Source organism: Nanohaloarchaea archaeon SW_7_43_1 (genome assembly GCA_003009795.1).
Taxonomy (GTDB): Archaea; Nanohalarchaeota; Nanosalinia; order Nanosalinales; family Nanosalinaceae; genus SW-4-43-9.
This window is the reverse complement of the sequence record PXPE01000001.1, coordinates 142,710-166,709: the sequence shown is the minus strand read 5'-3', so window position 1 is coordinate 166,709 and position 24,000 is coordinate 142,710. Positions and strand designations below refer to the sequence as shown.

At 41.8% G+C, this 24,000-nt stretch carries 29 protein-coding genes; 10 read left to right on the top strand and 19 right to left on the bottom strand.

The window, feature by feature from the left end; all coding sequences use genetic code 11:
- Positions 1–19 precede the first annotated feature (19 nt).
- Together BRC29_00920 and BRC29_00915 are read left to right on the top strand one after the other, a co-directional pair.
- On the top strand, positions 20–2,713 hold the full coding sequence (locus BRC29_00920; protein PSG98671.1) for a hypothetical protein: 2,694 nt from the start codon (positions 20–22) through the stop codon (positions 2,711–2,713).
- Positions 2,714–2,719: 6 nt separating this feature from the next.
- The gene (locus BRC29_00915) at positions 2,720–3,787 is read left to right on the top strand and encodes a hypothetical protein (protein ID PSG98670.1); all 1,068 of its coding nucleotides are present in this window, start codon (positions 2,720–2,722) and stop codon (positions 3,785–3,787) included.
- A 60-nt stretch (positions 3,788–3,847) separates the two neighbouring features.
- On the opposite strand, the gene BRC29_00910 is transcribed toward BRC29_00915, so the two are convergent.
- The 3 genes from BRC29_00910 to BRC29_00900 are packed head-to-tail and all read right to left on the bottom strand — an operon-like array spanning position 3,848 to position 6,244.
- Entirely contained in the window at positions 3,848–4,783 is a 936-nt protein-coding gene (locus tag BRC29_00910; GenBank protein ID PSG98669.1) for a nucleoside-diphosphate sugar epimerase, read from the bottom strand.
- Positions 4,784–4,834: 51 nt separating this feature from the next.
- On the bottom strand, positions 4,835–5,452 hold the full coding sequence (locus tag BRC29_00905; protein ID PSG98668.1) for a hypothetical protein: 618 nt from the start codon (positions 5,450–5,452) through the stop codon (positions 4,835–4,837).
- Between the two features lie 45 nt (positions 5,453–5,497).
- A complete protein-coding gene (locus BRC29_00900) occupies positions 5,498–6,244 on the bottom strand; it encodes a hypothetical protein (GenBank protein PSG98667.1) in 747 nt (248 codons plus the stop codon).
- Between the two features lie 135 nt (positions 6,245–6,379).
- Between BRC29_00900 and BRC29_00895 the strand changes: the two genes are divergently transcribed.
- The gene (locus BRC29_00895; protein PSG98666.1) at positions 6,380–6,808 is read left to right on the top strand and encodes a hypothetical protein; all 429 of its coding nucleotides are present in this window, start codon (positions 6,380–6,382) and stop codon (positions 6,806–6,808) included.
- 1 nt (position 6,809) lies between these two features.
- Here the strand turns inward: BRC29_00895 and BRC29_00890 are convergent, their stop codons facing one another.
- Complete coding sequence (locus BRC29_00890; protein ID PSG98665.1) at positions 6,810–7,556, bottom strand: hypothetical protein; 747 nt, start codon at positions 7,554–7,556, stop codon at positions 6,810–6,812.
- A gap of 56 nt (positions 7,557–7,612) precedes the next feature.
- Between BRC29_00890 and BRC29_00885 the strand changes: the two genes are divergently transcribed.
- On the top strand, positions 7,613–8,515 hold the full coding sequence (locus BRC29_00885) for a UDP-glucose 4-epimerase (protein ID PSG98664.1): 903 nt from the start codon (positions 7,613–7,615) through the stop codon (positions 8,513–8,515).
- A gap of 11 nt (positions 8,516–8,526) precedes the next feature.
- A complete protein-coding gene (locus BRC29_00880; GenBank protein ID PSG99530.1) occupies positions 8,527–8,940 on the top strand; it encodes a GtrA family protein in 414 nt (137 codons plus the stop codon).
- Here BRC29_00880 and BRC29_00875 read toward each other — a convergent pair.
- The 5 genes from BRC29_00875 to BRC29_00855 form a co-directional block, all read right to left on the bottom strand.
- Positions 8,937–9,791, bottom strand: a complete 855-nt coding sequence (locus BRC29_00875) for a hypothetical protein (GenBank protein PSG98663.1) — start codon at positions 9,789–9,791, stop codon at positions 8,937–8,939. The genes BRC29_00880 and BRC29_00875 overlap by 4 nt on opposite strands.
- A gap of 140 nt (positions 9,792–9,931) precedes the next feature.
- Positions 9,932–10,846: a nodulation protein gene (locus tag BRC29_00870; GenBank protein PSG98662.1), complete on the bottom strand. Its 915-nt coding sequence runs from the start codon at positions 10,844–10,846 to the stop codon at positions 9,932–9,934.
- Positions 10,847–10,868: 22 nt separating this feature from the next.
- Complete coding sequence (locus tag BRC29_00865) at positions 10,869–11,651, bottom strand: hypothetical protein (protein PSG98661.1); 783 nt, start codon at positions 11,649–11,651, stop codon at positions 10,869–10,871.
- A gap of 18 nt (positions 11,652–11,669) precedes the next feature.
- Positions 11,670–11,882: a hypothetical protein gene (locus tag BRC29_00860; GenBank protein PSG98660.1), complete on the bottom strand. Its 213-nt coding sequence runs from the start codon at positions 11,880–11,882 to the stop codon at positions 11,670–11,672.
- Positions 11,883–11,888: 6 nt separating this feature from the next.
- Positions 11,889–12,083 carry a CopG family transcriptional regulator gene (locus BRC29_00855; GenBank protein PSG98659.1) on the bottom strand — a complete coding sequence of 65 codons (195 nt, stop codon included), beginning with the start codon at positions 12,081–12,083 and terminating at the stop codon, positions 11,889–11,891.
- A 354-nt stretch (positions 12,084–12,437) separates the two neighbouring features.
- Here BRC29_00855 and BRC29_00850 point away from each other — a divergent pair, with 354 nt between their 5' ends.
- On the top strand, positions 12,438–12,845 hold the full coding sequence (locus BRC29_00850; protein ID PSG98658.1) for a hypothetical protein: 408 nt from the start codon (positions 12,438–12,440) through the stop codon (positions 12,843–12,845).
- 105 nt (positions 12,846–12,950) lie between these two features.
- On the opposite strand, the gene BRC29_00845 is transcribed toward BRC29_00850, so the two are convergent.
- The 7 genes from BRC29_00845 to BRC29_00815 all read right to left on the bottom strand — a co-directional run bounded on the left by BRC29_00845 (position 12,951) and on the right by BRC29_00815 (position 17,596).
- Entirely contained in the window at positions 12,951–13,622 is a 672-nt protein-coding gene (locus tag BRC29_00845) for a formyl transferase (GenBank protein PSG98657.1), read from the bottom strand.
- 45 nt (positions 13,623–13,667) lie between these two features.
- On the bottom strand, positions 13,668–13,889 hold the full coding sequence (locus BRC29_00840; protein PSG98656.1) for a CopG family transcriptional regulator: 222 nt from the start codon (positions 13,887–13,889) through the stop codon (positions 13,668–13,670).
- Between the two features lie 33 nt (positions 13,890–13,922).
- Complete coding sequence (locus BRC29_00835; GenBank protein PSG98655.1) at positions 13,923–14,684, bottom strand: hypothetical protein; 762 nt, start codon at positions 14,682–14,684, stop codon at positions 13,923–13,925.
- A complete protein-coding gene (locus tag BRC29_00830; protein PSG98654.1) occupies positions 14,681–15,412 on the bottom strand; it encodes a hypothetical protein in 732 nt (243 codons plus the stop codon). Before BRC29_00830 ends, BRC29_00835 begins: the two co-directional genes overlap by 4 nt.
- 147 nt (positions 15,413–15,559) lie before the next feature.
- A complete protein-coding gene (locus BRC29_00825) occupies positions 15,560–15,928 on the bottom strand; it encodes a hypothetical protein (GenBank protein PSG98653.1) in 369 nt (122 codons plus the stop codon).
- Positions 15,929–16,153, bottom strand: coding sequence for a hypothetical protein (locus BRC29_00820; protein ID PSG99529.1), 225 nt, complete (start codon positions 16,151–16,153; stop codon positions 15,929–15,931).
- Positions 16,154–16,537: 384 nt separating this feature from the next.
- Positions 16,538–17,596, bottom strand: a complete 1,059-nt coding sequence (locus tag BRC29_00815) for a hypothetical protein (GenBank protein PSG98652.1) — start codon at positions 17,594–17,596, stop codon at positions 16,538–16,540.
- 56 nt (positions 17,597–17,652) lie between these two features.
- Between BRC29_00815 and BRC29_00810 the strand changes: the two genes are divergently transcribed.
- Genes BRC29_00810 through BRC29_00795 form a run of 4 tightly spaced genes read left to right on the top strand, consistent with a single transcriptional unit; the run spans position 17,653 to position 22,067 of the window.
- Positions 17,653–19,236 (top strand): hypothetical protein, encoded by a 1,584-nt coding sequence (locus tag BRC29_00810; GenBank protein ID PSG98651.1) that lies wholly within the window; start codon positions 17,653–17,655, stop codon positions 19,234–19,236.
- Position 19,237: 1 nt separating this feature from the next.
- Positions 19,238–20,215, top strand: a complete 978-nt coding sequence (locus BRC29_00805) for a hypothetical protein (GenBank protein ID PSG98650.1) — start codon at positions 19,238–19,240, stop codon at positions 20,213–20,215.
- On the top strand, positions 20,212–21,144 hold the full coding sequence (locus BRC29_00800) for a hypothetical protein (GenBank protein ID PSG98649.1): 933 nt from the start codon (positions 20,212–20,214) through the stop codon (positions 21,142–21,144). Before BRC29_00805 ends, BRC29_00800 begins: the two co-directional genes overlap by 4 nt.
- Positions 21,141–22,067, top strand: coding sequence for a hypothetical protein (locus BRC29_00795; protein ID PSG98648.1), 927 nt, complete (start codon positions 21,141–21,143; stop codon positions 22,065–22,067). Before BRC29_00800 ends, BRC29_00795 begins: the two co-directional genes overlap by 4 nt.
- Here BRC29_00795 and BRC29_00790 read toward each other — a convergent pair.
- From BRC29_00790 to BRC29_00780, 3 genes are read right to left on the bottom strand one after another with little or no spacing between them, the layout of a single operon-like run.
- On the bottom strand, positions 22,045–22,524 hold the full coding sequence (locus BRC29_00790) for a hypothetical protein (protein ID PSG98647.1): 480 nt from the start codon (positions 22,522–22,524) through the stop codon (positions 22,045–22,047). The two genes, BRC29_00795 and BRC29_00790, sit on opposite strands and share 23 nt — an antisense overlap.
- A complete protein-coding gene (locus BRC29_00785) occupies positions 22,521–22,979 on the bottom strand; it encodes a hypothetical protein (GenBank protein ID PSG98646.1) in 459 nt (152 codons plus the stop codon). Before BRC29_00785 ends, BRC29_00790 begins: the two co-directional genes overlap by 4 nt.
- On the bottom strand, positions 22,976–23,995 hold the full coding sequence (locus BRC29_00780; protein PSG98645.1) for a hypothetical protein: 1,020 nt from the start codon (positions 23,993–23,995) through the stop codon (positions 22,976–22,978). The genes BRC29_00785 and BRC29_00780 overlap by 4 nt, the downstream gene beginning before the upstream one ends.
- Positions 23,996–24,000: the final 5 nt, after the last annotated feature.

The window sequence follows — 24,000 nt, the reverse complement described above, 5'->3', positions numbered from 1 at the left end:
CATAATTTGAGTATAGATTATGAAGATCCCAGATTTCAAGGAGCGGTTGGAGGAAAGAGGAAGGAAGTTCAGAAACGATCCTAAAACCGCTGTACTGAATAACTGGGGATTTCTAGCTGCTTCCGGGATATTCTTGCTCGCATTATATATTAGATACATGCCGGCTCAGGGTATGAAATATTTACAGGCTCTGGACCCTTACTGGATTTTCCGGCAGAGCCAACACCTTGCACTTGAAGGAAACGTACCTGCTGTCGATTTCATGCGTTACTTTCCTTACAATGCTCCGTTCCATAACTTCAATAATGGCAATATTATCTTCCCGGCAGTTCTTTACTGGTTAGGGCCTTTCCTGTTCTTTGAATCCTATTTAACTTGGGCTCAGTTCTACCCGGCTTTGATGGGTGCAGGAGGAGTTTTCATCACATACTTCTTAGGTAAAGAACTTTATGATGAGTATACTGGAGTTGCAGCAGCTTTCTCCCTAGCTACAATTCCAGGCATTCTTCACAGAACTTCAGCAGGCTTCTTCGATAAGGAGCCAACCGGCTCATTCTTCATGCTTGTATCACTTTACTGCTTTACTAGAGCATGGAAAGAGAAAAGCCAGCTATTCGGTCTGTTCTCCGGTTTGGCGCTTGGGATTTTCTCCATCAGCTGGGGAGGTTCAAAATATCTCTGGCTTCTGTATCCGCTTGTAGTTCTGGTAATGATGTTCATCAACGAGGATACCGAGAACCTTGTGGCATCCTACACACCTTTAGTTATCGTAGCTGGCGGATTTGCAGCAGTAATGAATCCTGAAAGATTCTGGATAACCGATACATTGTTCGTCGGCAATATTGGGCTTCTGGCTTTGCTTTGGAGCCGTTATCTGGTCGAGGATCTTGATCTAATAGATAATACTTATCTACCATATTACACACCAGCTGCAGTACTGTCCGGGCTGATCGCTCTGGCTCTGTCACCTCTATACTCAGAGTTCCTTGAAAGTGTTTTCTTTGGTTTGGTGGGAAGTGTGACACGGAACGGAGGAGGAGTTATTGCAGGTACTGTCGCAGAAAATACTCCGGCCGGGTTAAATCAATTAGTCGGACAACTGGGGGCAGTCTCTTCTACTAACGTTGCAAGTGTTTTACCGGAATCACTTACGGTCTTAAGACCTTTTACTCCTCTACTAGGAGCTCTATCAAAACTTAATGGTGCATGGTCGCTAGCGTTTGCCGGAATAGTTTTCGGAGGAACATATATTGCAGCGATGCTGCTCAGAAAAACAGGTTTCGTGGAAAAAGAGATGAAAGGGAAAAACTACTACCTTCTAATGGTAGGAGTGCTGTTTGCATGGGTTATAGCGTTCGCATCGTTCTTCCAGGGAGGAAGTATTGTACGGGCAATAGGTTCGCCGGCACTCGCTGTTGCGGGCGGCTTAATAATTGTGAGCGCGCTCGGTCAGAAAAGCAGTTTCAGTATAGAGTACAAGTGGTATCAAGTTCTACCGTTCCTTTGGGCTTTAACATCAATCTTGGGAGCAGTATCAAGGTCACGGCTCATCTTCCTAGCGGCTTTCCCAACAGCATTAATCGCCGGTTATGCATTTTCCAGAGTGGTCAGAAAGTTCCAGGAAATGGATCCCGATGATGTTTCTTTACTCGGAATCGGATCAGCTATTATAGTGATAGATCTCATAGCTGTTCTAGTGGGTGGATCAGCACTTAGTATCTCACTGGGTGTTGTAGCCGGAGCGGTAGTAGCACTGAACGGGATAGCATACTACTTTATCCAAGATATGGATTTCATAGAAGAGGTAAGAGACTTCGATCTCAAGATATCGGTTATCGCAGCTGTAATAGTCCTTACTCTGACTGTTAATTTATCGGCAGGTATTGCAAATGCAGACAATCTTGGAGGATCACCTAACAATCTGTGGATGGAGAATCTTGAATGGATGGAGCAAAACACCGAAGAAGGAGATGTAATTCTTTCATGGTGGGACTACGGTTACTGGTTCGAATCAATAGGTGAAAGAGCTGCTGTAGCCGACGGAGGAAACAACGGATACTACGGTTCAGAGGAGAAAATCAACTTCCCTCTGGCCGAGTTTTTAACCTCAGACAATCCTGAGAATCATACGGAATTCTTGGAAAAACACTCAGCAGATTACGTTGTACTTGATGAGACCATGATAGGTAAGTACTCAGCTGTTAGCCAGATCGCGAACAGAGACAATGAAAACTTCAAGTCAATGCAACAGCTACAGACCTCGAGCAATATACAGCGATCTCTAAGCCGTGACAAAGATAACAACACTGTTGTCAACTTTAGAGGTAGAAGAGGTCTGGGGCTCTATGTGCCTATTGAAGTAGGTCAAACAAGTGTTGAAATCTCTGAGACTAAGGCTCCAACACTTGAGGCAAGAGGCAGAACGAATCTGGATTGTGCTTTAACTAATGAAGGAAGTATTAATTACGAAGTGGAAACAGATGCCAGTTACTGTGTTGCTATAAATCCTTACCGCAGCATAGAGAGAGCTTTAGGTACAGCCAATGCCGGAAGAGGTACAGCCGCCCGGGCAGTCCTGGTACCGAAGGAGATAGCAGATTCGACACTGGTGAGGCTTTATCTAATGGACGGTCACGGACTTGACATGTTCAACAAGGTTGACGGCGGTAATACCGGAGAGTTTGTCAGAATGTGGGAAATTGATACAGAGTGAGATATAATGGAATTATCGTTAATTATCTCTGCAACGGTTCTCAGTTTTATTTCCGTAGCTTTTGGAGTTCCTTTGGCAAAAAAATATCTGCTTTCCTCAGGCATCTACGGTAAAGATCAACAGAAACCCCGAAAACCTAAAATTGCGACCTCTGGAGGAATTGTAGTACTGTTCGGCGTTCTTTTTTCCACAATGGCTGTGATCGGACTGGGAAAAATTTTGCAAGTGGGGATCCAGAACGAATTGGTTCTTGCATCAGTATGTTCAATCAACATAATCACGCTGATAGGTCTGATAGATGATATCCATGTTGGGGAAGGAATAGAAGTCGAGCAAAGCTCTTCGAACAGGTTGTTTGAGATAATGGATGTTTTCGGGGATCAGGTAGAGTTCGATAATCCTGACATAGACAGAGTAGGTTTAAGCCAGCTCAGCAAGATGATCTTTGTGCTGCCCGCTGTATTCCCTCTTATGGCTGTAGGGGCCGGTTCCTGGACCATGAACTTTCCAATTATAGGAGTTATCGAATGGGGTCTGTTCTATCCTCTGGTGCTGTTGCCTCTCGGACTGCTGTTTGTCGCCAATGTCGTAAATATGTTAGCCGGTACCAACGGGCTGTCAGCGGGAATGAGCCTGATAGCTGCATTGGGGCTTGGAACCTTTGCACTGTTCAACGGTAGAATAGAAGCAGCTCTTATGGGCTTCAGTCTTTCAGGAGCTCTGTTCGGATTCTTAATCTATAACTGGTATCCTGCATCCATTCTCCCAGGTGATTCACTTACATATCTCTGTGGAGCTGCCCTATTCTCGGTGATGGTTCTCGGCGATATGGAGAAGTTCGGGGTATTCATATTCGGTCCATGGTTCCTAGAGTTCTTCCTTAAAGCCAGAAACCGGTTTGAAGCACACTCCTGGGGGTTACTGGAAGGTAATGAGTTGAGGAACCAGCATGAAAGTATTTACTCGCTGACCCATGTCTTCATGGACAGAGGTATGAATGAGAAAGAGATCACAGTCTCCCTAATGGTATTAGAGGTGTTCGTAGTAATTTTAGGTCTGGCTTTATTCCTGTAATTCAGTCTTTCCTTCCATCAAGAGCTGGTTCTATAAGGTCACAAATGGTTGCTTACCGGTTTATTGGTTTCTGTAGAAGCTGTAGGTCTTCTCAAGGCCTTCCCTGAGTTCCACTTGTGGTTCCCATCCAAGTTCCTTTTTTGTACGTTCAAGGTGGGCTTTTGTGGTCATGACAGGATTATCTCTTGGATGCTTGATGTATTCGGGTTCAATGCTCTTATCCAGTACTTTGTTCAGGGTATCAGTCAGATCGTTGAAAGAAGTATCTGTACCTGTTCCGATATTGTAGTATTCGCCGTTAGTTTCTTCTTTTATCTCTGCGGCCTTGATGTTGGCTCTTGCGATGTCCTTCACGTAGGTGAAGTCTCTGCTCTGGGTTCCATCACCCCAGATAACAGGTTTCTTATCCTCCATCATCTTCCACATGAACTGGGTGATGACATTCGCATAATCTCCTTTTGCTTTTTCCCGAGGTCCATATACCGAGAAATATCGCAGTCCTGTGAAATGAATTTTTGTGGACCGGGAGTAGACTTTTGCATACAGCTCACGCGACATTTTTGAAGCCGTGTATAGGTTGGTAGGGGTTACAACCTGTTTCTCGCTGTGGGGAGGTTCTACGCTGCCGTACATTGAGCTTGTGGAAGCGTATACAATTTTTTCAACTTCAGCGTTTTTAGCCGCCTCCACGGTGTTGATGAATCCTTCAACATTAACTTTGGCGCCTTCAACAGGTTCGTCTTTATGCATCGGGGAAGAAGATCTCGCCGCCTGATGGAAAACAGTGTCACATCCTTCAACTGCTTGTTCGACTTTTTCTCTATCAGTAACCGAGCCCTGAATAAATTCAATCTCGTCCCTTACATCTCCCAGATTGCTTTCGGATCCCAGGTATAGACTGTCTAGAACGACTACATTTATACCACGGTCAACGAGTTGATGAACAATGTTTGAGCCGATAAATCCTGCTCCGCCAGTTACTAGTGCCTTTTCCATGTATTATTCTCCTTCATAAGGATTTTTATCAATAGGACACGAAATAGTGTTTCAATAGATTTTGTTTCCCTGTCCGTCGTATTTTGAAACCATTTCTTGGCTATCCTCAGGGTATCTTATTATGGCTAGATCAGGGTCTTCGCTTTGATCAATAACTTTGTGCTGAACATATGGATCAACCAAATATAGTTGGTTTTCATCTATTTCTACACTCTGGAATTCCTGATTCAAATCGTCTTCAAAACCTCTCATACCTAGTTCAATATCGCCTTTGGTCGGCACATATGCTTCAAAACCACTGTGAGAGTGCCATCCTTCTTCAGAAGGTATATTCTCGTCGTATTTTACTTCCAGTGGAGATCCTGTCGAACGGCCTATGTAGAAACCCCAGTCATTTCTCTGGTCTTCAGCAAGTTTGGTGGGCTCACTCCAGAGATCATCATCTACCATCTCTATTAAGTCAGAAGGAAGAATTACATATTCTCCTTTTATGACCTCAACTTCGCCAAAGTATAAGTCTTTGGGGTTGGCTTGGTGTATTTCTCCGTTCAGTATTTTGCCTTCATCAAGCGATAGTAGGCCTACTGGATGTCTAGATTCCAGTAGACTGTTGATATCTTTCCAGTCATCACCACTATCCGTAACAGAGGGATGTTCGCCAGTAAACATATCGTAATACAAAGTAATACAATAGAAGTTTTTAAGACTAACCCGTCAAGAAGATATTTCTTTCAAATCCTCTGCAACCACTACTTCTCCTTCAAAATCGGCTTTGACCCGAGACCTGAGATCAATATTATCAACCTCAGGATACAGATGTGAAAGAACCAACTTATCTACATTAGCGGAAGAGGAAAGCTGCGCACATTCTGAAGGAGTCATATGACCTTCAACCTTACTATTATCAGGCATGGAACAGTCCGCTACAACAAGATCGGCACCATCGCAGAAATCTACAAGCCGATCATGAAAATCAGTATCTCCCGTAAACACTATACTGTAATTATCGGTTTCAAACTTCAGAGAATAACATGGAAACTCAGAGCCGCCGTGATCCGCCTCTATACATTCCAAATCCGGATAATCATTTACAGAGCCCTCAGAAAACTCCACAACCTTAATTTCGAAAGAATTATTCTCATTAAGACTTTCTACAGACTCATCCATTTCATAAGCTATTCTGCTCTCAACATATTCAGAATGGCCTTCGGGGCCGTAAAGAGTTATATACTCCTCATTCTTTGAATAATAGATGTTCTCGACCAGTTTGTTCTGAATAAAAGGTATTAAATCTGAGATGTGATCCGGATGCCTGTGCGTATTTATTATGGCATTGATATCCTGATGGGATTCCTCGATTCTAGGTAGATTATTAGCCATTCCCATTCCTGTATCGACTAATACACTTTTATCGTTATATTTCAGAAGATAGCTGGAACACGCCCTCTCTGTTTGATCCATTATACAGGACCCTGATCCTAGAACTATCAGCTTCACACAATTGTTATGATTAGTCTAAGATAAAAAGCAATTCATGGTATGTCTCTAGAACAGACTCTAACCTTTTTCATCAGGGAAATCTAATTTAGTGTTCAAATGAGAAAGAACTTCCTAAGATCCACTTTAGCCAATGAATCGAAGGCGTACGGCTTCACGATCGCTTTCTGGGGTTCAGGTGCTTTACTCGTAAATTACAGCGGCGGTCTCCCTACTGTTGTAGAAGCATTAATGTATGGACTTGGTGCGATTACCGGTTTTGCTGCGTTAATCCTTTACAGTTACAGGAACACTTTCAGCGAGATAGAATACGAAGAATCAGATGTAATGGTTCTAAGCATGGTTCATTACGTTGCTGCACTTCTACCCGTGGCCATGACATACTACACCGGAAGAATAGAACCTCCTTACAACTTCCTCATAACAGGTTTCTCTGTTTCAATGCTGTATAACTTGGGTATGATACTTGAGGAAATACTTTCAGAAAAAGGCAGAAAACTTGAACAGATGCTTTATCAGAAACTTTGATCTACTCGTCTATGTCTTCCCATTCTCCGCCGTAAATATAGCCATAAAGCTTTGATTCCGAGGCGAAACGGGAGAAAGCAGTTTCTAGACTGTTCTCTTCAAGTCTGGAAAAAACGTCAGGATCGAATATATAGGCTCCAGCGTTTATGAGCCGGGAAGGCTCTTCCCCTTTCTTAGGCTTTTCCTCAAACCCGAGTATTTTCCGACCCTTAAGTCTGGCAACGCCGTAACTGCTTGGATCCTCAACAGCGGTAAGAGCAATAGTGCCGAGCGCATCCTCGTCTCTATGAACATTCAGCATATCCTGGAAATCAACTTCCGCAATCACATGGCCGTTGAGCACTGCAAAATTATTGTTTATCCTGCTCTCAGCTTCTGAAAGGGCTTCAGCAGTACCATGAGTTTTTTCCTCAAATATGTATTCTAAAGCCAGATCACTGTAATCTGATCCAAACTCTTCCTCTATAACACGGTTTTGACCCACCAGAAGAATTACTCTACTGAAACCTTCCTCCGAAAGATTATCAAGTATATGGCTTAAAACAGGTTTGCCTTCGTATAGCTCCAAAGCTTTGACCTCTTCATCCCCACAGAGAACGATAGCTGTATCCAATCCTTTTTGACTGAAATACTGATCGATAATATTTTCCACCATCTGTGAACGGTTCAGATCTCTTCTATCTGCTTCACGGTCAATTTTCTCAACAATATTTTTATCCAGTGTGAGGGAAACTCTTTTTTTGGCCATTGAAAGTAATTAGTGAGCTCAGAATATTTTAAACTCCTGTCTGGTAATACCTAATTATGCGGATTTTGGTGACCGGGGGAGCAGGATTTATCGGCTCACATCTCTGTGAGGAACTGGATAGGAACCACAGTATAAGAGTAATCGATAATCTATCCTCCGGGAAAAATGAAAATGTTTCCGAAAGCATTGAGATGGTTGAGGCCGACATTAAATCAAAAAAGGAGATAGAACCTCATTTCAAGGATTTAGACACGGTTTTTCACTTTGCCGCGAACCCGAAAGTCAAAACATTTCCCGGAGATAAAGACAAGGATTTTGAGGAGAACCTTCAAGGAACAAAGAACGTGCTTGATGCATGCATCGAGAATAATGTAGACGAAATAGTTTTCGCATCTTCTTCAGTGGTTTACGGTGAGGAAACAGAGATACCTACACCTGAGGACGCAAACCTTGATCCGATCTCAATGTACGGAGCGACAAAGGCAGGTGGAGAACACATGTGCAAGGTTTACTCCCAGATTTTTGATATTGAACTAAGTATTCTCAGACTCGCTAACATCGTAGGAAGAAGGAATCGGAAAGGAGTAATATATGACTTTATACACAAACTAAAGGAAAAACCTGAAAAACTGGAAATCCTTGGCAACGGGAAACAAAGGAAATCATACCTGCATATTGAGAACACGGTCGAGGGAATAATCCATGCATGGAAAGCGGAGGATACCGTTTTCAACATCGGAAGCAGGGACTCGATAGATGTCGACGGTATTGCAGAGATAGTTTCGGAGGAAATGAACCTCAATCCTAAGTTCAGCTATACAGGCGGCGAGAAAGGATGGGAAGGCGATGTACCCGAAATGAGACTGGATATTTCAAAGCTGGAAAATGAAGGCTGGAAACCAGAGCGGAACTCTCGGGAATCAGTCACAAAAACAGTGAAAGAACTTCTCAAGCAGTGAAAAATCTTTCTATGAGATACCAGAACCGTATAAAAGAACTCCTGAATATGAAGAGAATCTCCAAGTTTGCCTTTATCGGTTTTATCGGTTTAATGGTTGATAACGGCGTTATATTTCTTCTTGAACGGAATACGGAATTAATGATAGAGGTAGCAAAACTGATCAGCGCAGAACTCAGCATCATCTTCATGTTCCTGTTAAACGAAAAATGGACATTTGACGCCCAAAAAGGCGGTCTAAGGAGGTTTCTGAAGTCTAATCTGGTCAGGAGCGGAGGAGTGGTTGTGGCGCTGGTAGTACTGAAAATACTCTACGGCATGTTCGGAATTCCTGTTGTAATAGCCAACACAATCGGTATAATAGCAGGTTTCGGCTTCAACTATGTCTTCGAAAGCTTCTATACCTGGAAAATACATCAGGACTAGGGTCTTCTCTTCTCATATACTGGATCTACATTGTCGAAAAATTTCTCAACGCTTGAAACCCTGACATACACATTGTTTGATTGAACGCTACTTTTCAAATCGAGATAATCGTAAACCCTCTTAATGAATCTTTTCTCACTCTCATCATATGAGCATATTCTGGGTCCGGAACTACTAAAATCGCCATCAGAGTCATAAACGCCTTCAATATACTTCCAGATATCTCCTTTTTCTACCAGCCATTCGAATTTGGAATCATAATCGAAACTATTTATCCAGTTAACTAGTTCTTTGGAAGATCCCCAGACAGTCTCCTTGCCTCTTCTCTGCCCCCTTCCCGGATTTAAACCAATTAATTCCAAATTCTCAGCAAATTTGCCGGCAAAATCAGGATTCTTCACCTCCAAACCTACGGTGTTATCATTATCATTGAATCCGTCACCGTCAACCACGCCTAAAACATAAGACACCGATTCTACATCGCCAAAATTCACTTTAATTGCTCTTTCTCTAGAATTTTTAGCCAGAATTTTTCTTAATTCTTCACTATTTCTATGTTCCTCTATTGACACACTCAGACCCAGATTATTGGCCTTCTGCTTTATGGCCCTCCAGCTTCTATCAGGGAATTCTGAAACCACCTCGTTCTTAGACCTTTCATTATAGATTTCGACCAGTATTTCTTCATCCTCTTGACTCCAGAAACCATTAAAATCTGATTTGATACCGTATTTCTTCATTTTCTTCGAAATACAGGGCTGAGTTAACCCCATTTCGCTAGCTATCTCTTTTTGAGCCATTTTTTTATCGTGATAGAGACTTCGTATCTTTTTAGCTTCTTTTAATTCCATATCAGTATTTGGCTAATATTTACTTTATAAACAAAAACAAAGAATTCCGGTATTCCGGTAGAGAAAAAGAACTTAAAAAGGTTCTACAGAGCTGCAACATTATAAAATAGCTCTACAGAAGCTACAGTTAAGCCAGATAGTCACATATAGCCTAAAGACCTGAGCTTTTCCATGATTTCTTTATCGTCTTTGTTCTGGGCTCTGCCTGCTCTTTCCTTGGTGTTCTCTACATCCTGTAGCCATGCAGGTTCTTCTTTGTGCTTGTCGGTTGAGATCTCTGATCCCAGGGATCTGAATCCTGCCCAATACTTCGGACTGATAGGAACACCTTGTTTGGAAAGTCCTTCTGGCAGATCGTCCTTGTTTTCCGGGTACTCTTCGATTTCGACCCCGGTTACGTCAGGCACCATGTGGAACCATGATACGTCCCAGACATCTCGCTCTGTAAGCTGCAAAATAGGGTGCACTCTCATATGTTCAGGTTCATTTCTTGGGCTGTAGAAGTCTTCATCTCCTCGTGACTCGTGTTCGTCCCATCGGACTCCGTTGATCACTGCTTCAATATTGTGGTTCTCCAGTAACTCGTTCATTGGAACTGTTTTGAGAAGGTGGTTTCCTGCTTCGGTGTCCATCAGCCACGGTACTTCCTCGTAGTCTCCTACTCTTTCGGCTTCTCTCTGATTTCTCTCGTTAAGTTCTGATACATCTACTTTGTCGCCCGGGTTTTCTGCCTTCTCTATAAGATCTTCGTTCTTTGCGACCATAACCTCAAATCCCCAGTCGTCGGCAAGTCTTTTGACATAGTCTTCAAGCTCATCGAAATGCTGGCCGTGATCTACAAACATGAAATCCGGTTTCTGGATACCGTGTTCCTCACATACTCGCTTGACGAGCCAGGCAGTGATTGTCGAGTCTTTCCCTCCTGTAAATCCGATAACCGTTTTCTCGGGATCGTACTCTTCAAGGGCTCGTTTGACAACTTCTTCTCCGGCTTTTATCTTGGCTTTTGTAGGTGCGTTTTCAATTTCTTCCCGTGTTACAGGTGATTCTGGCATAATAATCAGCTCTTAATATAATTTAGTGGGTTGGATAATACTTCCCGTAGTTGTTTAGAATAGCTTTTGCAACGTCTTCTGGTTGATTGATTTCGAAATCTACGTTTTTTGTGATCAGAACTGCGTCCTCGTGATGGTCGCCTTCCAAAGTTCCGTGCGGTGTTTCCTCTGGCAAGGTCTGTACTCTGCCTTCTCCATGCTCCGCAAACCCGTGGTCTGAGAGAACGATTAGAGGCTCATCAGACTCGAAGTCATAGTATTCCAGTAGCTCTCCAAGTACTTCGTCCATCTTCTTGTACCATTCTAGGATCAGTTCCTTGTCGTTCCAGTAAAAGTGGGAGACACGATCCAGCTGCATGAATACGACAGCGAAGAACTCAGGATCTTCCTCGAGAACATCCTTGGATTTCTCCAATAATTTCTTTCTGTCGGCCTCGAGTTCGTCTAGATCGCTGGAGACGCCGAATCCTTCCGGCTCATACTCTGCGTTGTAGTTTATCGGCGGAATAACCGCGGGAACCTGTAGAACTATGGTGTCGATATCATCGAGTTTTTCCCAGACAAATGTTCCATCAATATCCCTTCTTTTCTGCAGTTCATCATCAACTACAAAGTCCTTGTGACCGTGCTCGCTCTGTCTTAATCCTGTGAATATTGATGTCCAGAGAGGCGCACTTTTTGGTGTTTCTTCCACAGTAACTGTCTTGTAGTCGCATTCTTCCATCAGACGGTCGAAGTTTGGTAGTTCTTCTCTATGTGGTTTTATCAGGTCCCAGGTAGCCGCGTCAATTCCGATTACTTTCATTTTTTCGATCGTCCAAGTTTAATTTGTGGTCTTGAGACCCCAAGAAATATTTGCCCAGAGTCTCTCCCATGTGTAGTAAAGCAAGGTTTTGGCAACAGCTGCTGTAAGTCCGATACTTGCAGCAGAAGCGAAGCTTCCCGTATATGAGAATGAAACTAGGAAAACAGTAATTGTTGCAAATACTCTATAAGTCGCTGCTTTCAGAACCGTTCTTTTTCTATGCTCTACCATTGTTTTTCACCTGTCAAGATAACCGAGGTCTTCCAGTTTTTGAGCAATCTCCTTTGCCTGGTCCTCAGAGAGCTCTTCCTCCTCAATTTCTGACTCTGCCAGCTCCCTCAGCTTGTCCTGTACAAACCGGGAGAGATTGATATGGTTCTCGTCCACGAATTCTGCGAGGTCCTCTGGCAGGGAGATAGTTTTTCTCGGCATAATGCATATCTTATGCAAAATATGTTTATAAATCAACTCATCAGCGTAAATCATAAATTGATGAAAACTCAGAGAAAAATATGGTTGATACAGATATAGATTGGGAGGTTAACAGGTGTTGTAGATAGCGTTAAGTCCTCTGTAGAACTTGAGAAAGATATGTGGCATAAATAGATCGGGGAACTCCAAGAATGAAGTTGAGAAATCAAAGGAAACCTCACATCTAAGCTCGGTTCCAAGAGGCTTAGGTCCTGTAAAAGTAGCCATGACGGCAAAGAATCTGTTAAGATGTTTTAAAAGACAAAATCGCTCAAAACCTGGATATTAAATCCCTATCTAACCAGTTAGTTCTATATGCCTTTCTGGCACCCCAGTATCCAAGATATTCTAACCGCTCACGAAGTGGTAAAAGAAAATAGTAGAGTGAGAACAGAAGGTCTTAAAGGATCTCGAGAGAAAGGGCTTGAAAGAATTCAAGAAGTACTGGAAGATGCAAGAAGTGAAGATGATGTTTACGGGTCAGCAGCCATCTATCTACAAAAACTAATAGAAAAACATCCTTTCAATGATGGTAACAAAAGAACTGCAGTAATGATAACCGATCGTTTTCTACAAGAGAATAATGAATCATTCAGCCCCCATAAAATACAAAACACTGATGAACTACATTATGCTATAAAGTGGGAATTACCCTCAATGAGTATTGAGGAAACAGCCCAATGGATCAAAACAGGTGAAACACCCAATGAAAACACAACTTGAAACTGAAACAGAGGAAGCAAACAAGTGGTTAGAATCTAAGCAAAAATTTCAAGATATAGCAGATAAATACAAATCTCTTTTCAAAAAACTAGAATAAGATCTAAATCAGTCTATCTCGCTCTCAGGAATAATCTCAACTTCAACAAAGTATTTCTCACCATACTTCTCGAAGTAAGCATTCTTGTACGGCTTCCAGGTCAGACCCCGGAGTTTTTTCAGGAACTCTCCCACTTCTACTTTTTCGTCAAGATCTAGTTCGCTGATCTCCCCTAGCTCTCTTTCGTAATGTGTTGTCGTTGAACCGGTCTGTTCCTCACCTTTAACTCCCTCTTTAATATCAGACCAGTTCTCCTTGAAAAGCTCAAACATTTCATTTTGAAGCCTGTCGTATAGCTTCCCTGCGGTATCGGAGGGTTCTACTCTAACCTCTTTCCTATCAATAATAGGGCCTCCATCAATCTCCTCAGTCATGTAATGTATGGAGACGCCGGCCGGAGTATCCTCAATTATGCTCCATATATTGGGGTGAGACCCTCTGTTGTGTGGTAGAAAAGAGGGATGGAGGTTGACAATTCCTTGTTCCGGAACTTCAATTATCTCTTCCGGAACTTTGTGTTCAAATCCTGAGGAAATCATAATATCCGGCTCTATGTCTTCAACCAAAGATAGCTGATTTTTCTCAGTCAAAAGTGCTTTAACCTCTATATCGTTTCTATCGTTCAGCCAGTTATAGACTTTCTCACCGCCATCATTCATTCCAAGGAAAACGGCTTGCATAGAATAGTTGTTAGAGAGCAAATGTGAAAAAGAAAACGGAAGGTTTTAGTCTAGGTATCCCAGGCTTTTCAGCCGTTTCTTGACCTTTTCCTCGTCTTCCTCGCTGAACTCTTGGTCGTCTGTTTCCACCTTTTTTCTCGCTTTCTCTGCGACCTGGTCAAGAACATAGTTGATGTACTCGTCCGTCGTTTTGAATCCCTTGTCTTTCGCTCTCTTAGCTAATAGGCCGTAAGTTTCCTCTGAAAGTTCTACAGTTGTATCAGTCATCTTGATTCACATCCTTTAATTCGTTGCCATTATTTATGACGTTTTCATCTCGAAACCTTCTTCCTCAAGTATTTGCATTACTTCCTCTTTCACTTGGTTGAACTCTGGAGGGTTCTCGAGAAACATTTCAAGATCGCCTTTCCAGTTCTGCTGGTCTTTAGCTATTTCTATAACAGGTTCTGCATCTACAACCTTCATTTTCTTCTGAAAAAGTTTGAGATCGATCCCAGTACCCTGTTTCATCAGGAACCAGCAGTCATAGAGATCTCTTGCTTTTTCTCTGGTACTCAGAGCCCGGAGTTTCTCCGCCAGTAACTCTTTCTTTTTCAAGCCCAGAGCGTTTACTACCCGGGTTTCTGGGTATTCGAAGAACAGTCTTTTCCATTCCGGTTCAAGCAGTACATCTTCTCTCTTGGAAATATCGATCTCTACACTTCCTCTTGACTGTTCCTTGCCTTTGTAGAGCGGGCCTTCAAACCGGAGCCTGCAACTGAATGAAATGCTGTTTTCATTAACTTTATCGATCTCAGCAGCTATACCATAATCTTCTAGAGCGTCTTTGGCGCTTCTTACATCTTTCTCTACATTTTCTTCTACTGCTGTGAAGTCAAGATCCTCTGAGAACCTGTCCAGACCGTATGCATGTTTTAGATAAGTGCCTCCTTTGAAAACAAGTTTTTCCGTTTTGCTGTAGAGCTCTGTGAGGAATAGGGCCTGGATATAGTCCTGTTCGAGGATATGAAGTGGTAGATCTTCTTCATGTAACTTTCTTAGTTTCTGTCTATCAATCATCATATTTCACGGTTAGCATAAATTTTCCATTCTTTAGAAGCGTTTTTATTGTTTTTACCTGGATCAAGCTTGCAGTAATAGCTAGTAATAGTTTTCAGCCTCTCTTTATTGAATTTAACTTCATTTTGGTCAAGCAGGTATCCTAGTCTGGAGGCGACCGCGGAGCTACCAGTCTTCTCACAGTACCTGATCAGTTTTTCAGTGTGAAAGTTTTTGAACTCCAGACCTGCTATATTGGAGAAGTCTCCTGCTTTTTGTGGTAATCTTAGGCAATCTATCAGCGTTTTTTCTGGATCGGAGGATACAACGCCGTTATAATCCTCGTAGCCGAAGAAATCTTCTGGACGGATCTTCACAAACTCGGCTTTTCTCCCCTGTATGTTCAAGGAGTTTTTTCTTTTGGTTGATGCAATCTGGGTTTTCTGCGGAACCTGTTCTGTAAGACTATGGAAATGCAGAGCGCTAAAGAATCCAAGGTAAGATGTCTTAATGATGTTTGAAGCCAGTTCATAGATATCTCGGGAATTATATTTTTTGGTCAGGACATATTTTCCAGATTCTATCCTCTCTACTAGTTCTTTCTTCTGCATCCTGGAAAGAAGATTATAGGCGTTCCTCTTCTCTATACCCAGGAAACGGGATATATCAGTTGGCGAGAAGAATAGCATCTCTCTGCCCTCTATTTCATCTATTATTTCAGCTTCTCTACTTGAGACATTTTTAGTATTCATGTAACTAATTTACATAAAAACTGTTAAAAACTTTACACAAAAACAAGAAATTCTTACTTCGCGGCTATGAAATAATCATTTCTGATAATTATAGTGATACAAACTAAGAATATAACGTCGTTTATACTCTGTAAAAAATAATATCTCCTAGCCACCAATATCTTCAAGTTTCAGTCTATCCGTATAACCTTCGTAGCTCTGATCGCTTGTTACCATGACATCATTGCCGGAAGACACAAGATGCAGTGCATCAAACGGGGTAAAACCATTTTCTTCTATATGGCTGGCTGCCGCCTTAATCTCCTCTGTTTCTCCTTCAACCCTTAACATTTGACAAGTATAGGAAATAATTTTCAAAGAATTCCAACCTTCTCTGTATGAAACAAGTAGGAGTTCGACTAAAGTATAGCTTGAAGTCCAGAGATCATCTTCTCTTTCAGATACTGCTTGGGCATTCTCTTTTAACCAGTCATCCTCTTTGAAAAGAGCCAGGACAAAATCGGCATCAACATACATTTACCTTCCCGCCTCTTTCATCGCAGTCTCTAAAGCGTCTTTTCTGAGCTCTTCAACAGATTTATCTATATCCCCAACTTCCTCCCTAAGAGCCTTCAAAGGGTCTTTCGCAAGTGGAACCAGAATTATTTTATCTCCTCTATCTATAAGCTCAAACTTTGTTCCCATCCTATCTCTTGTTTCCTTAGGAATATAGATTCTTCCGTCATCTGCTTTAACTTCCATAAAGTTTAGATCAATGGCAAAATTTAAATAAATTTCCTTCATTCTGAGAACTAACCTTCAACCCTGGCCCTTTCCAGATCTAACTTAGGGGATTCTTCGTTAGAACTCCTCTTTAAGTTCCTCTTTCGCCTTCCTATCAACCTTCTCACTAATACCATCAAGGTCAACAATCTCGGCTCCGTTAGTAGCTTCTCTCAGTCCTTCAACAGGAACATCTTCAATAGGTACAAGTTTTATCGAATTCTGAAGCTTTACAACATGGAACTCTCCCACGAATCCTTCTCTGATTTATTCCGGAAGATATATCTTTCCTTCGCTATCAACAGAGACCTTAGTCATGTTGTAGTCTTCCTCTAGAAAATTATTACATTTTCCCAATCAATCTTAGACCTTTATATCCTCAAATTCTTCCGTATCCGGTTCAACCTCCATCTCGAACTTCTCCTTCTTGAACTCTTTTCCGAACAACTCAAGAATCTTAGGTGTAACGTCCTTCTGCTCTTCAAGTTCAAGATCTGTGTTGGAAGCCCAGATACCATTCATCGGATCATGATCCATCTCCAGACCAGGATACTGATTCGGGTTAAGCGATTCCTCAGCAGGCATCATACCATGATCGGAAAGGATTAGAACATTGTCAGGATTAACCTTCTCCACTAGTTCTTGTGTTCTGTTATCAATCCATTCATAAGCTGCTTCTATCTCATCCCGGTTGTCTTCCGGATCAAGAGCGTGTAGAAGATCATCAATAATTGGGAAGACTCCGAAGATCAGCTGGAAATCCCTCTCTTCATCCAGTTCCTCCACAACCTGAAAAGCCTCCTCATTTAATTCGTAGATCCTATCCTTGTACTCCTGAAGATTCGGTTTAGAACTTTCTTCTAAAGGAGTCTTTTTGCCTCCTAGATAATTATAGGCATTGATCCTCTTCCTATAGTCTTCATAGCTTTGAGGATAAGAAGTAGGTAGAGCGCCGTCTTTAGGTGCAGGAATACCTGAAAACATTACACCATTATGTTTCCAAGCAGGATAGGTCAGCGGCACACTTACCGTTAGACTGTCGTCAATATAATCCCAGAGTCTTTTGTATTGGACATCTTGGGATCTGGGAGTTCTGTCTTTAAGATTGAACAATTTGTTAGGGCCGTAGAAAGCGTAAGTTCTCAGCTTTCTGTTCGGTATTAGTTTAGCGATACTCTTCGTGAAATTGAGGAAACTCTTTGACTTAACAACATTATTGATGCTCAGGAAACCGTGCTCGTTGACCCCAGTACCTGTAGTGATAGTAGTCCAAGCAGTACCCGAATCAATCGGAATACCTTTGTAGACATCTTCCGGGAGGAGTTTGCCTTGATTTTGTAAAGATCCGTAGTAGTCTAGTTGAATCTCCTCTAAATAGTTATGACTAGCTCCATCCCATCCAACCACCAAGAGTTTTGTCATATTGAGGTTTTGTGAAATATGAGTTTAATATATCTAGGACCTTCTATGTTCGATAAATGGCTTCGGCATCTGATGCTTTAAGAACACTTGTGAAAGGCGCGGGTATTTCCTTCGTAGGTGTAATGCTAACGAAGGTATTTGGCTATATCTACCAAATTGTAGCCGCAAATGCGCTTGGCTCCGATCTTTACGGTGTTCTTTCTCTAGGAATGATGGCCTTCAGTGTTATCACAAGTCTGGTTATGTTAGGAATTCCTTCCAGCGTACAGCGTTTTATTCCTTATTACAGGAATAAGGATGACGAAGAACGTATTCAGGGAGTATTTGACTTTTCAATACGTGTTACACTTCTTACCAGCATTATAATTTCTATAGGACTTTTCCTATCAGCAGACTTCTTAGCCATACAAATATTTCGATCAGAACAGGTTGCCTCTGTTCTCAGAGTATTCTCTATCGCAGTCCCTTTCTGCACTCTGGCAACTGTTACAACTAACATCGCTGTGGCTTTCAAGAAAATACGTTTCAAGATCTACATCCGAAATATTACTGAGAGCATTGTGAAAATCGCTGTAACCGCTGTGCTTTTGTGGTTCAACTACGGTCTTTTTGGTGCTAGCATCGGATTTGCTGCCGGATGGATCTCATCAGGTATTTTAGGCCTGTACCTGATCGATAGAAAGATTTTTCCATTCATTTCCGGAAGCATCAACTCTGTTCGGGAGAGAGCCAAAATCGTACGACATTCCGCACCTTTAGTTCTTTCCGATGTTTTTAATCAAATTACCTCCTGGGCAGATATATTCCTACTCGGATATATGAAGAACAGTTCTGCAGTAGGGCTCTACAACGCGGCGCTTCCGACAGCCACAATCATCAGTGTTATTCCCAGTGCTATAGGTTCTCTAGCCACTCCAGTAATGACCGAGTTTTACTCAGAAGGTAAGATTGAGGATATGGCGCAGGTATACAAGACCACCACAAAATGGGTTTTGATGATTACCTTACCAATGTTCCTCCTCATGGCACTTTTCTCAAAGCCCGGACTAAAGCTGCTTTTCAGTCCTGAGTACCTAGAGCAGACAGTTAACTTCATCGGTTTCAGCTATTCTTCAACGGCAACAGCACTTTCAATACTTGCTTTCGGATACCTTGCCTCCTCACTAACCGGTATTAGCCGCCAGATAATCGAGGCTACAAGCCAAACAAAATACAACTTCTATCTAGCCTCTATGACAGGCCTAGTCAATATAGGTTTGAATCTACTATTAATCCCTGATTATGGAGTTCTAGGCGCTGCGATAGCTACATCTTTCTCCCTTGTTACCAGTTCTGTAGCTAGTATAATAGTTGTGAACTACCTAACAAGTAAGCAGCCTTTCAAGATCTCTATGTGGAAGATATTTTTCTCAGGGCTGGTTGCAGCAGTTTCAACCTACTTCCTGATCAAAGCCCTAGCTGATCCTGTTCCAGAATGGATGTTAGTTCCTGCACTAGCAGCCTTTGGAGTAATTTATCTAGGTCTGCTGCTTTTAACACGTACACTTTCCGAAGATGACAAAATGATTATCAAAGCAGCGGAAAGAAAGATAGGTGTTGATATACCTTACTTAGATGAAGTGATAGAGAGGTTCTCATAGAATGAAATCAGAATTCGATATACACGGAACCAGTCTGGAAGTAGAGACCGGTAAAGAAGGGTTCAGACAGTTTTTGGAGAAACGATTGAAGAGTTTCCAGCAGGAGGTGGAAGATGTTGATATGAGAGTATCTGTTCATTTTGAAGCTCCAGAGTTTGACGAAGACGCTTTCTCAGATCTAGGTGCTGGAACACAGATTAATGAAAATGAGATGATCTACAGCGACGGACCTCTAAAATGCAGGGTAAGCATGGAGGATGAGCTACAGATAGCTGCATACCTCGACCCAGAGACCTGGAAGCATTACGGCAGGATGGCGAAAAAAGGTAAAGAGCGCACGTGGAACGAATACTACGAGTACTTTATAATCAGACGTGCTATTCAGCTTCCATTAATGTGGAAGATGCAGCAAAAAGGCTTCTATCCTGTGCATGCCTCAGCTGTTGAGAAAGACGGCGAGGCCTATGTATTCACGGGATTCGGCGGGGTCGGGAAGACTACATTAGGTCTCTACCTGGCGGAAAATGATTACAAACTCATGGCTGATAACTTGGTGTTTTTAAAGGATGGGAAAGTCTATCCATACCCTGAGATGCTCCGCGTAACCGATTTCACAGTTGAAAGAACCTCAATACTGGAGAAAACTGGGGAAAGAGTCTTCGGACAGGAAATAGTTGAAACGGATGACAAAAATATAGCTTCAGAGCCCACAGAGCTGGAAAAGATATTCTTACTGAACAGAGGAAAGTTCAGAACTTCAGATGTGGAAAACGATGTCGATCGATTACTTGGATTAGCCGATAACTTACAGGAGTTCCACACACATCACTATCCTTCCCTATTCAGCTTTATCACAGATGAGAATATTGTATCCCGAGAACAAATTTACAGAGAAAGCCTGGAAGACACTAAAGTGAAGAATCTATCTTACAGCAGCTTTGAAGATGTCAAAGAGCTAATAGGAAGTGATGAAAAGTGAAATTTCCTGAACCTTTGAATCCAAATATTCAGAAAAAAGATATGAGTGCTGAAAGATATTCTCGTGCCGGGAACTCCTATCTGTTCACCGATGATAGAATGGTGATTCTAAAATCAGGGAATAGATACAGTATAGATTTCTCAAAAATCGGAGAGAAAACAGTTGTAAAAACAAATACGGAACGAAACAGCGATCTAAATAGCTATGTTCTCGATGCAGAATACTATCGGCTTCTACGTGAAGAAATATCTCTGAGCCACTTTTCTACATTCTCAGATAGTGAAAACGCCTATGTGCTTACAGGACCGCCTAATACAGGGAAGACCGGAATCAATTTAGCCCTGAACTTGAGAGGCTTCAAGTTTATGGCCGACGAAGATGCACCAGTAAATAGTTCCGGTGAGGCAATTCCTCTTCGGATGCCGCTTTATATCGGCAACCATAATATAGAGAAATTCCAGAGCCTCCTGAATAATCTGAATGCTGATTACTCAAAGCCAAAAGCAAAATCATTCAGACAAATAAGAAAACTGCCTTTGCCCATCGTAGGTAAAGCTCTGGATCGATTCATCGAACCTGTGAAGATTGATCCTTATGATATGAACTTTGAAACAGAGAAAAGAGAGATTGATACTGCTTTCTACATTCAACCGGAGAAACGCAATGATATGAGATTAGAAAATATGAGAAAAGAAGACTTCATCCATAAAATGGTTTTATGGAACCAGATGCAGCGCTCTGGATTTGAGGAAAACTATAATATATGGAGAACCGAGTTTGAAGAAGCCAACGAATACATGGAGGACTCAGAAGCGAAAAACAGAGAGATTTTGGAAGACTGCTTTGAAAGTGTAAAAATCAAAAAGCTGCGTGTGCCGCTTGAAAGACAGCCACGAAAAATAGCTAGCTTCATAGAGGATAAAGTATGAAGTTCGCATTTCTGATACAGGACCCGGGTTTTGGTGGTTTAGCTTCTATGCATAACCGTATGGAAGAAGCTCTGAAAGATAGTGGACATCATGTAGATAACTTCATAGTTCAGAAAGAGGACGTAATCAACAACGTAAGAGAAGGCGACTACGACGTTGTTCATCTATACTTTACACCTTTCCTGAACTCGAAATTCTTCCTTAGACTTCTGAAATTCAATATTCTTTCAGATACACAGATTTTCGTCAACTACTATAATATAAAGCCAGAGAACCTTTTCCGTAGAACCGTTAAACGGACGTTCCTTCCTCTGCTTTGCGACAAAGTTATACTACCCTCGGAAAATATGGAAGAATTCTACAGAGATGAGATTAAAATCAGTAATACTTCTACATTACGTCCTATCGTAGAAGACAAGTTCTTTGATATCGAAAGCTCCAACGACAAGATAGTGCATTTTGGTCACGCCCGCCCCGATAAAGGGATAGATAGACTTATGTATATGGCTTCTGAGGAACATCCTGTACACTGCTACTTCATACAGGACGATGAGACAGTCCTGAAAAGATTTCCTGAGATGAAGGAGAAGATCGGTAACGGGGAGATATTTCTGCATGAGGGGCTTCCCGAGAAAGCTCTTTCAGAAGCCAAGCTAGCCGTTTTTCCATACCATAACCTTGAGAAAACCGTTGACCTACCTCTCGCACTTCTGGAATCGCTTGCCGCAGGGATACCAGTTCTGACCTCAGATATCAGGCCTCTAAACGAGTACCTGCCGGATGAATTCCTCGTAGATAACTGGAATAATACAGAGCCAGAATCTGGAGATAAAGACTGTAGACACATAGCAAAGAAGATTGGGTCTGACAAAGAGTCAGTCATTTCCAGCTACATTAATATCATTCGCGACCAAAGTCCGTAGTGAAGAACCCTTCCACAATACCTACAACCTCTGCAATACTCCTTACTACCTTAATCAAGGGAACAGCCACTATATAAGGATTACGAGTTCTGTAGAAACCTAGAATAACATAGAAGCCTATTAGTAAATATTGTAGGGCTGCCAGATAAGTTAGGGGAGAAAAGAGGACAGCTCCAAGTGTAATAAATGGCAGGGTAGAAAATAAGCCTATACTGAGAAGGCTCGGAAAGGAGCTAGGATGCTTGTAAACCATCCAAAGTATGCTCTTACCATACCATCTGCCCTGTCTATATACCTCTGATAAGGAGGAAACTAGTTTGTGGTACTCTTCGCCTTTAACCCATTCTCTTCTATAACCCGCCTTATCTATCCTCTCAGGAATATCAAAATCCTCTCCATATGCCATCTCATCATCATAACCTCCAATGTCCTCCAAAACTTCTTTTCGTATTATCACAGCCCTATAACCTCCTTTAGCTTCCTGAAAATTTCTGCTCTATGTTGTTTTCCTGTCAAAGCACCGTTTTCCGCAGCTATCGCTTTAGAAACCCAGTTATCTGTAACAAACTTGTCAACGGTCTCTACATGAAATACATCAACCTCGGAATTTTCTTCAAAAGCCTCTGCAACATTATTCAAGGTTTTAGGCCCAATTAATCTATCTGCATCCAAGAAATACACAAATTCCCCTCTAGCATTCTCCCAACCAACATTCCTGGCCACTGCAGGACCTTCTTGAGGACCTCCAATCACTCTTGCATCATATTTATCAGCCACATGTTTAGTTCCATCTGTAGATCCCCCGTCAACCACTATAACTTCATAATCATCATAGGTGGTTTGGTCTATCGATTCCAATAAGTCTTTCAAATTCTCTTTCTCGTTTCTTGCAGGTATAACAATTGATATCATTTCTCTAGTTCTTCTACTAGCTCTTCGGATTCTTCCCTAAACTGGCTCTTACGATTTTCTGGAGAAAAAGGTTCGGATAGATCTCTGGCGGTCTCTGATAATTGTTTTTTTCTTTTTTCAGAAAGTTCGAAATAATATTTAATGCCTTGAGCGATATCTTTTGGATCTACATCTCTTATCAAATTATCATCTAAGTCCCTTACTATCTCACTTGCACCAGTAGTCTCTGTAACAACAGTAGGAATTCCTGACCTCATGGCTTCTGGAACCACTACTCCAAATCCATCTCCTCGAGAGGACTGAACATACACATCTGCCTTGTCATAGTAAGGTGCAACATCTTTAACTCTGCCTAGTGCTTTTACATTGTCTTTATCGCTCCACTCCTTAGTTTCACTACCTACTAAAATTAACTCTGCCTCTGGATAATCTTCTTTAACGATCTGAAAGGCCTCAACAAGTAAATCCTTACCCTTATACCAGGAGTTGTTTCCTACTGAAAGAATCTTTCTACTTCCACAGTTATGACCATTTTTGGGCAGTTTATCATAAAGTTCCTGTCTTATTGGAGGAATTGCAGTTCTTATAGGTCCGTCAATAAATTTCTTACCGTTCTTCTCTGTAAATTTTGAATTGGCAATCCCACCATCCACAAAATTTGCTACAAATCTATTGAAGTAAGGTCTAGCGCCATCACCTTGTGTAATAAAATAGTAATTAGCATTGGCTAGATACCTAATCACTTTAGTATTTGATTCACCTGGTTTCAACCAAGAGTAAAACTTCATAGGCGCCCCGCTACGGAGAGAAGGTCCCTCATTGCAAATCACATAATCATAGTGACCTTGTTTAATACCATTTTCAACATATCTCCAGGCATTGGACCATCCTGGATCACTATCTATAGTTAAATTAACTACTTCCGCACCTATGCTATCAGCGAAGTTTCTATGTGCCGGATGTACTCCATCATATCCCAGCCACAGGATATCCAAGTCTTCTATATTTCGGGCCATCACAA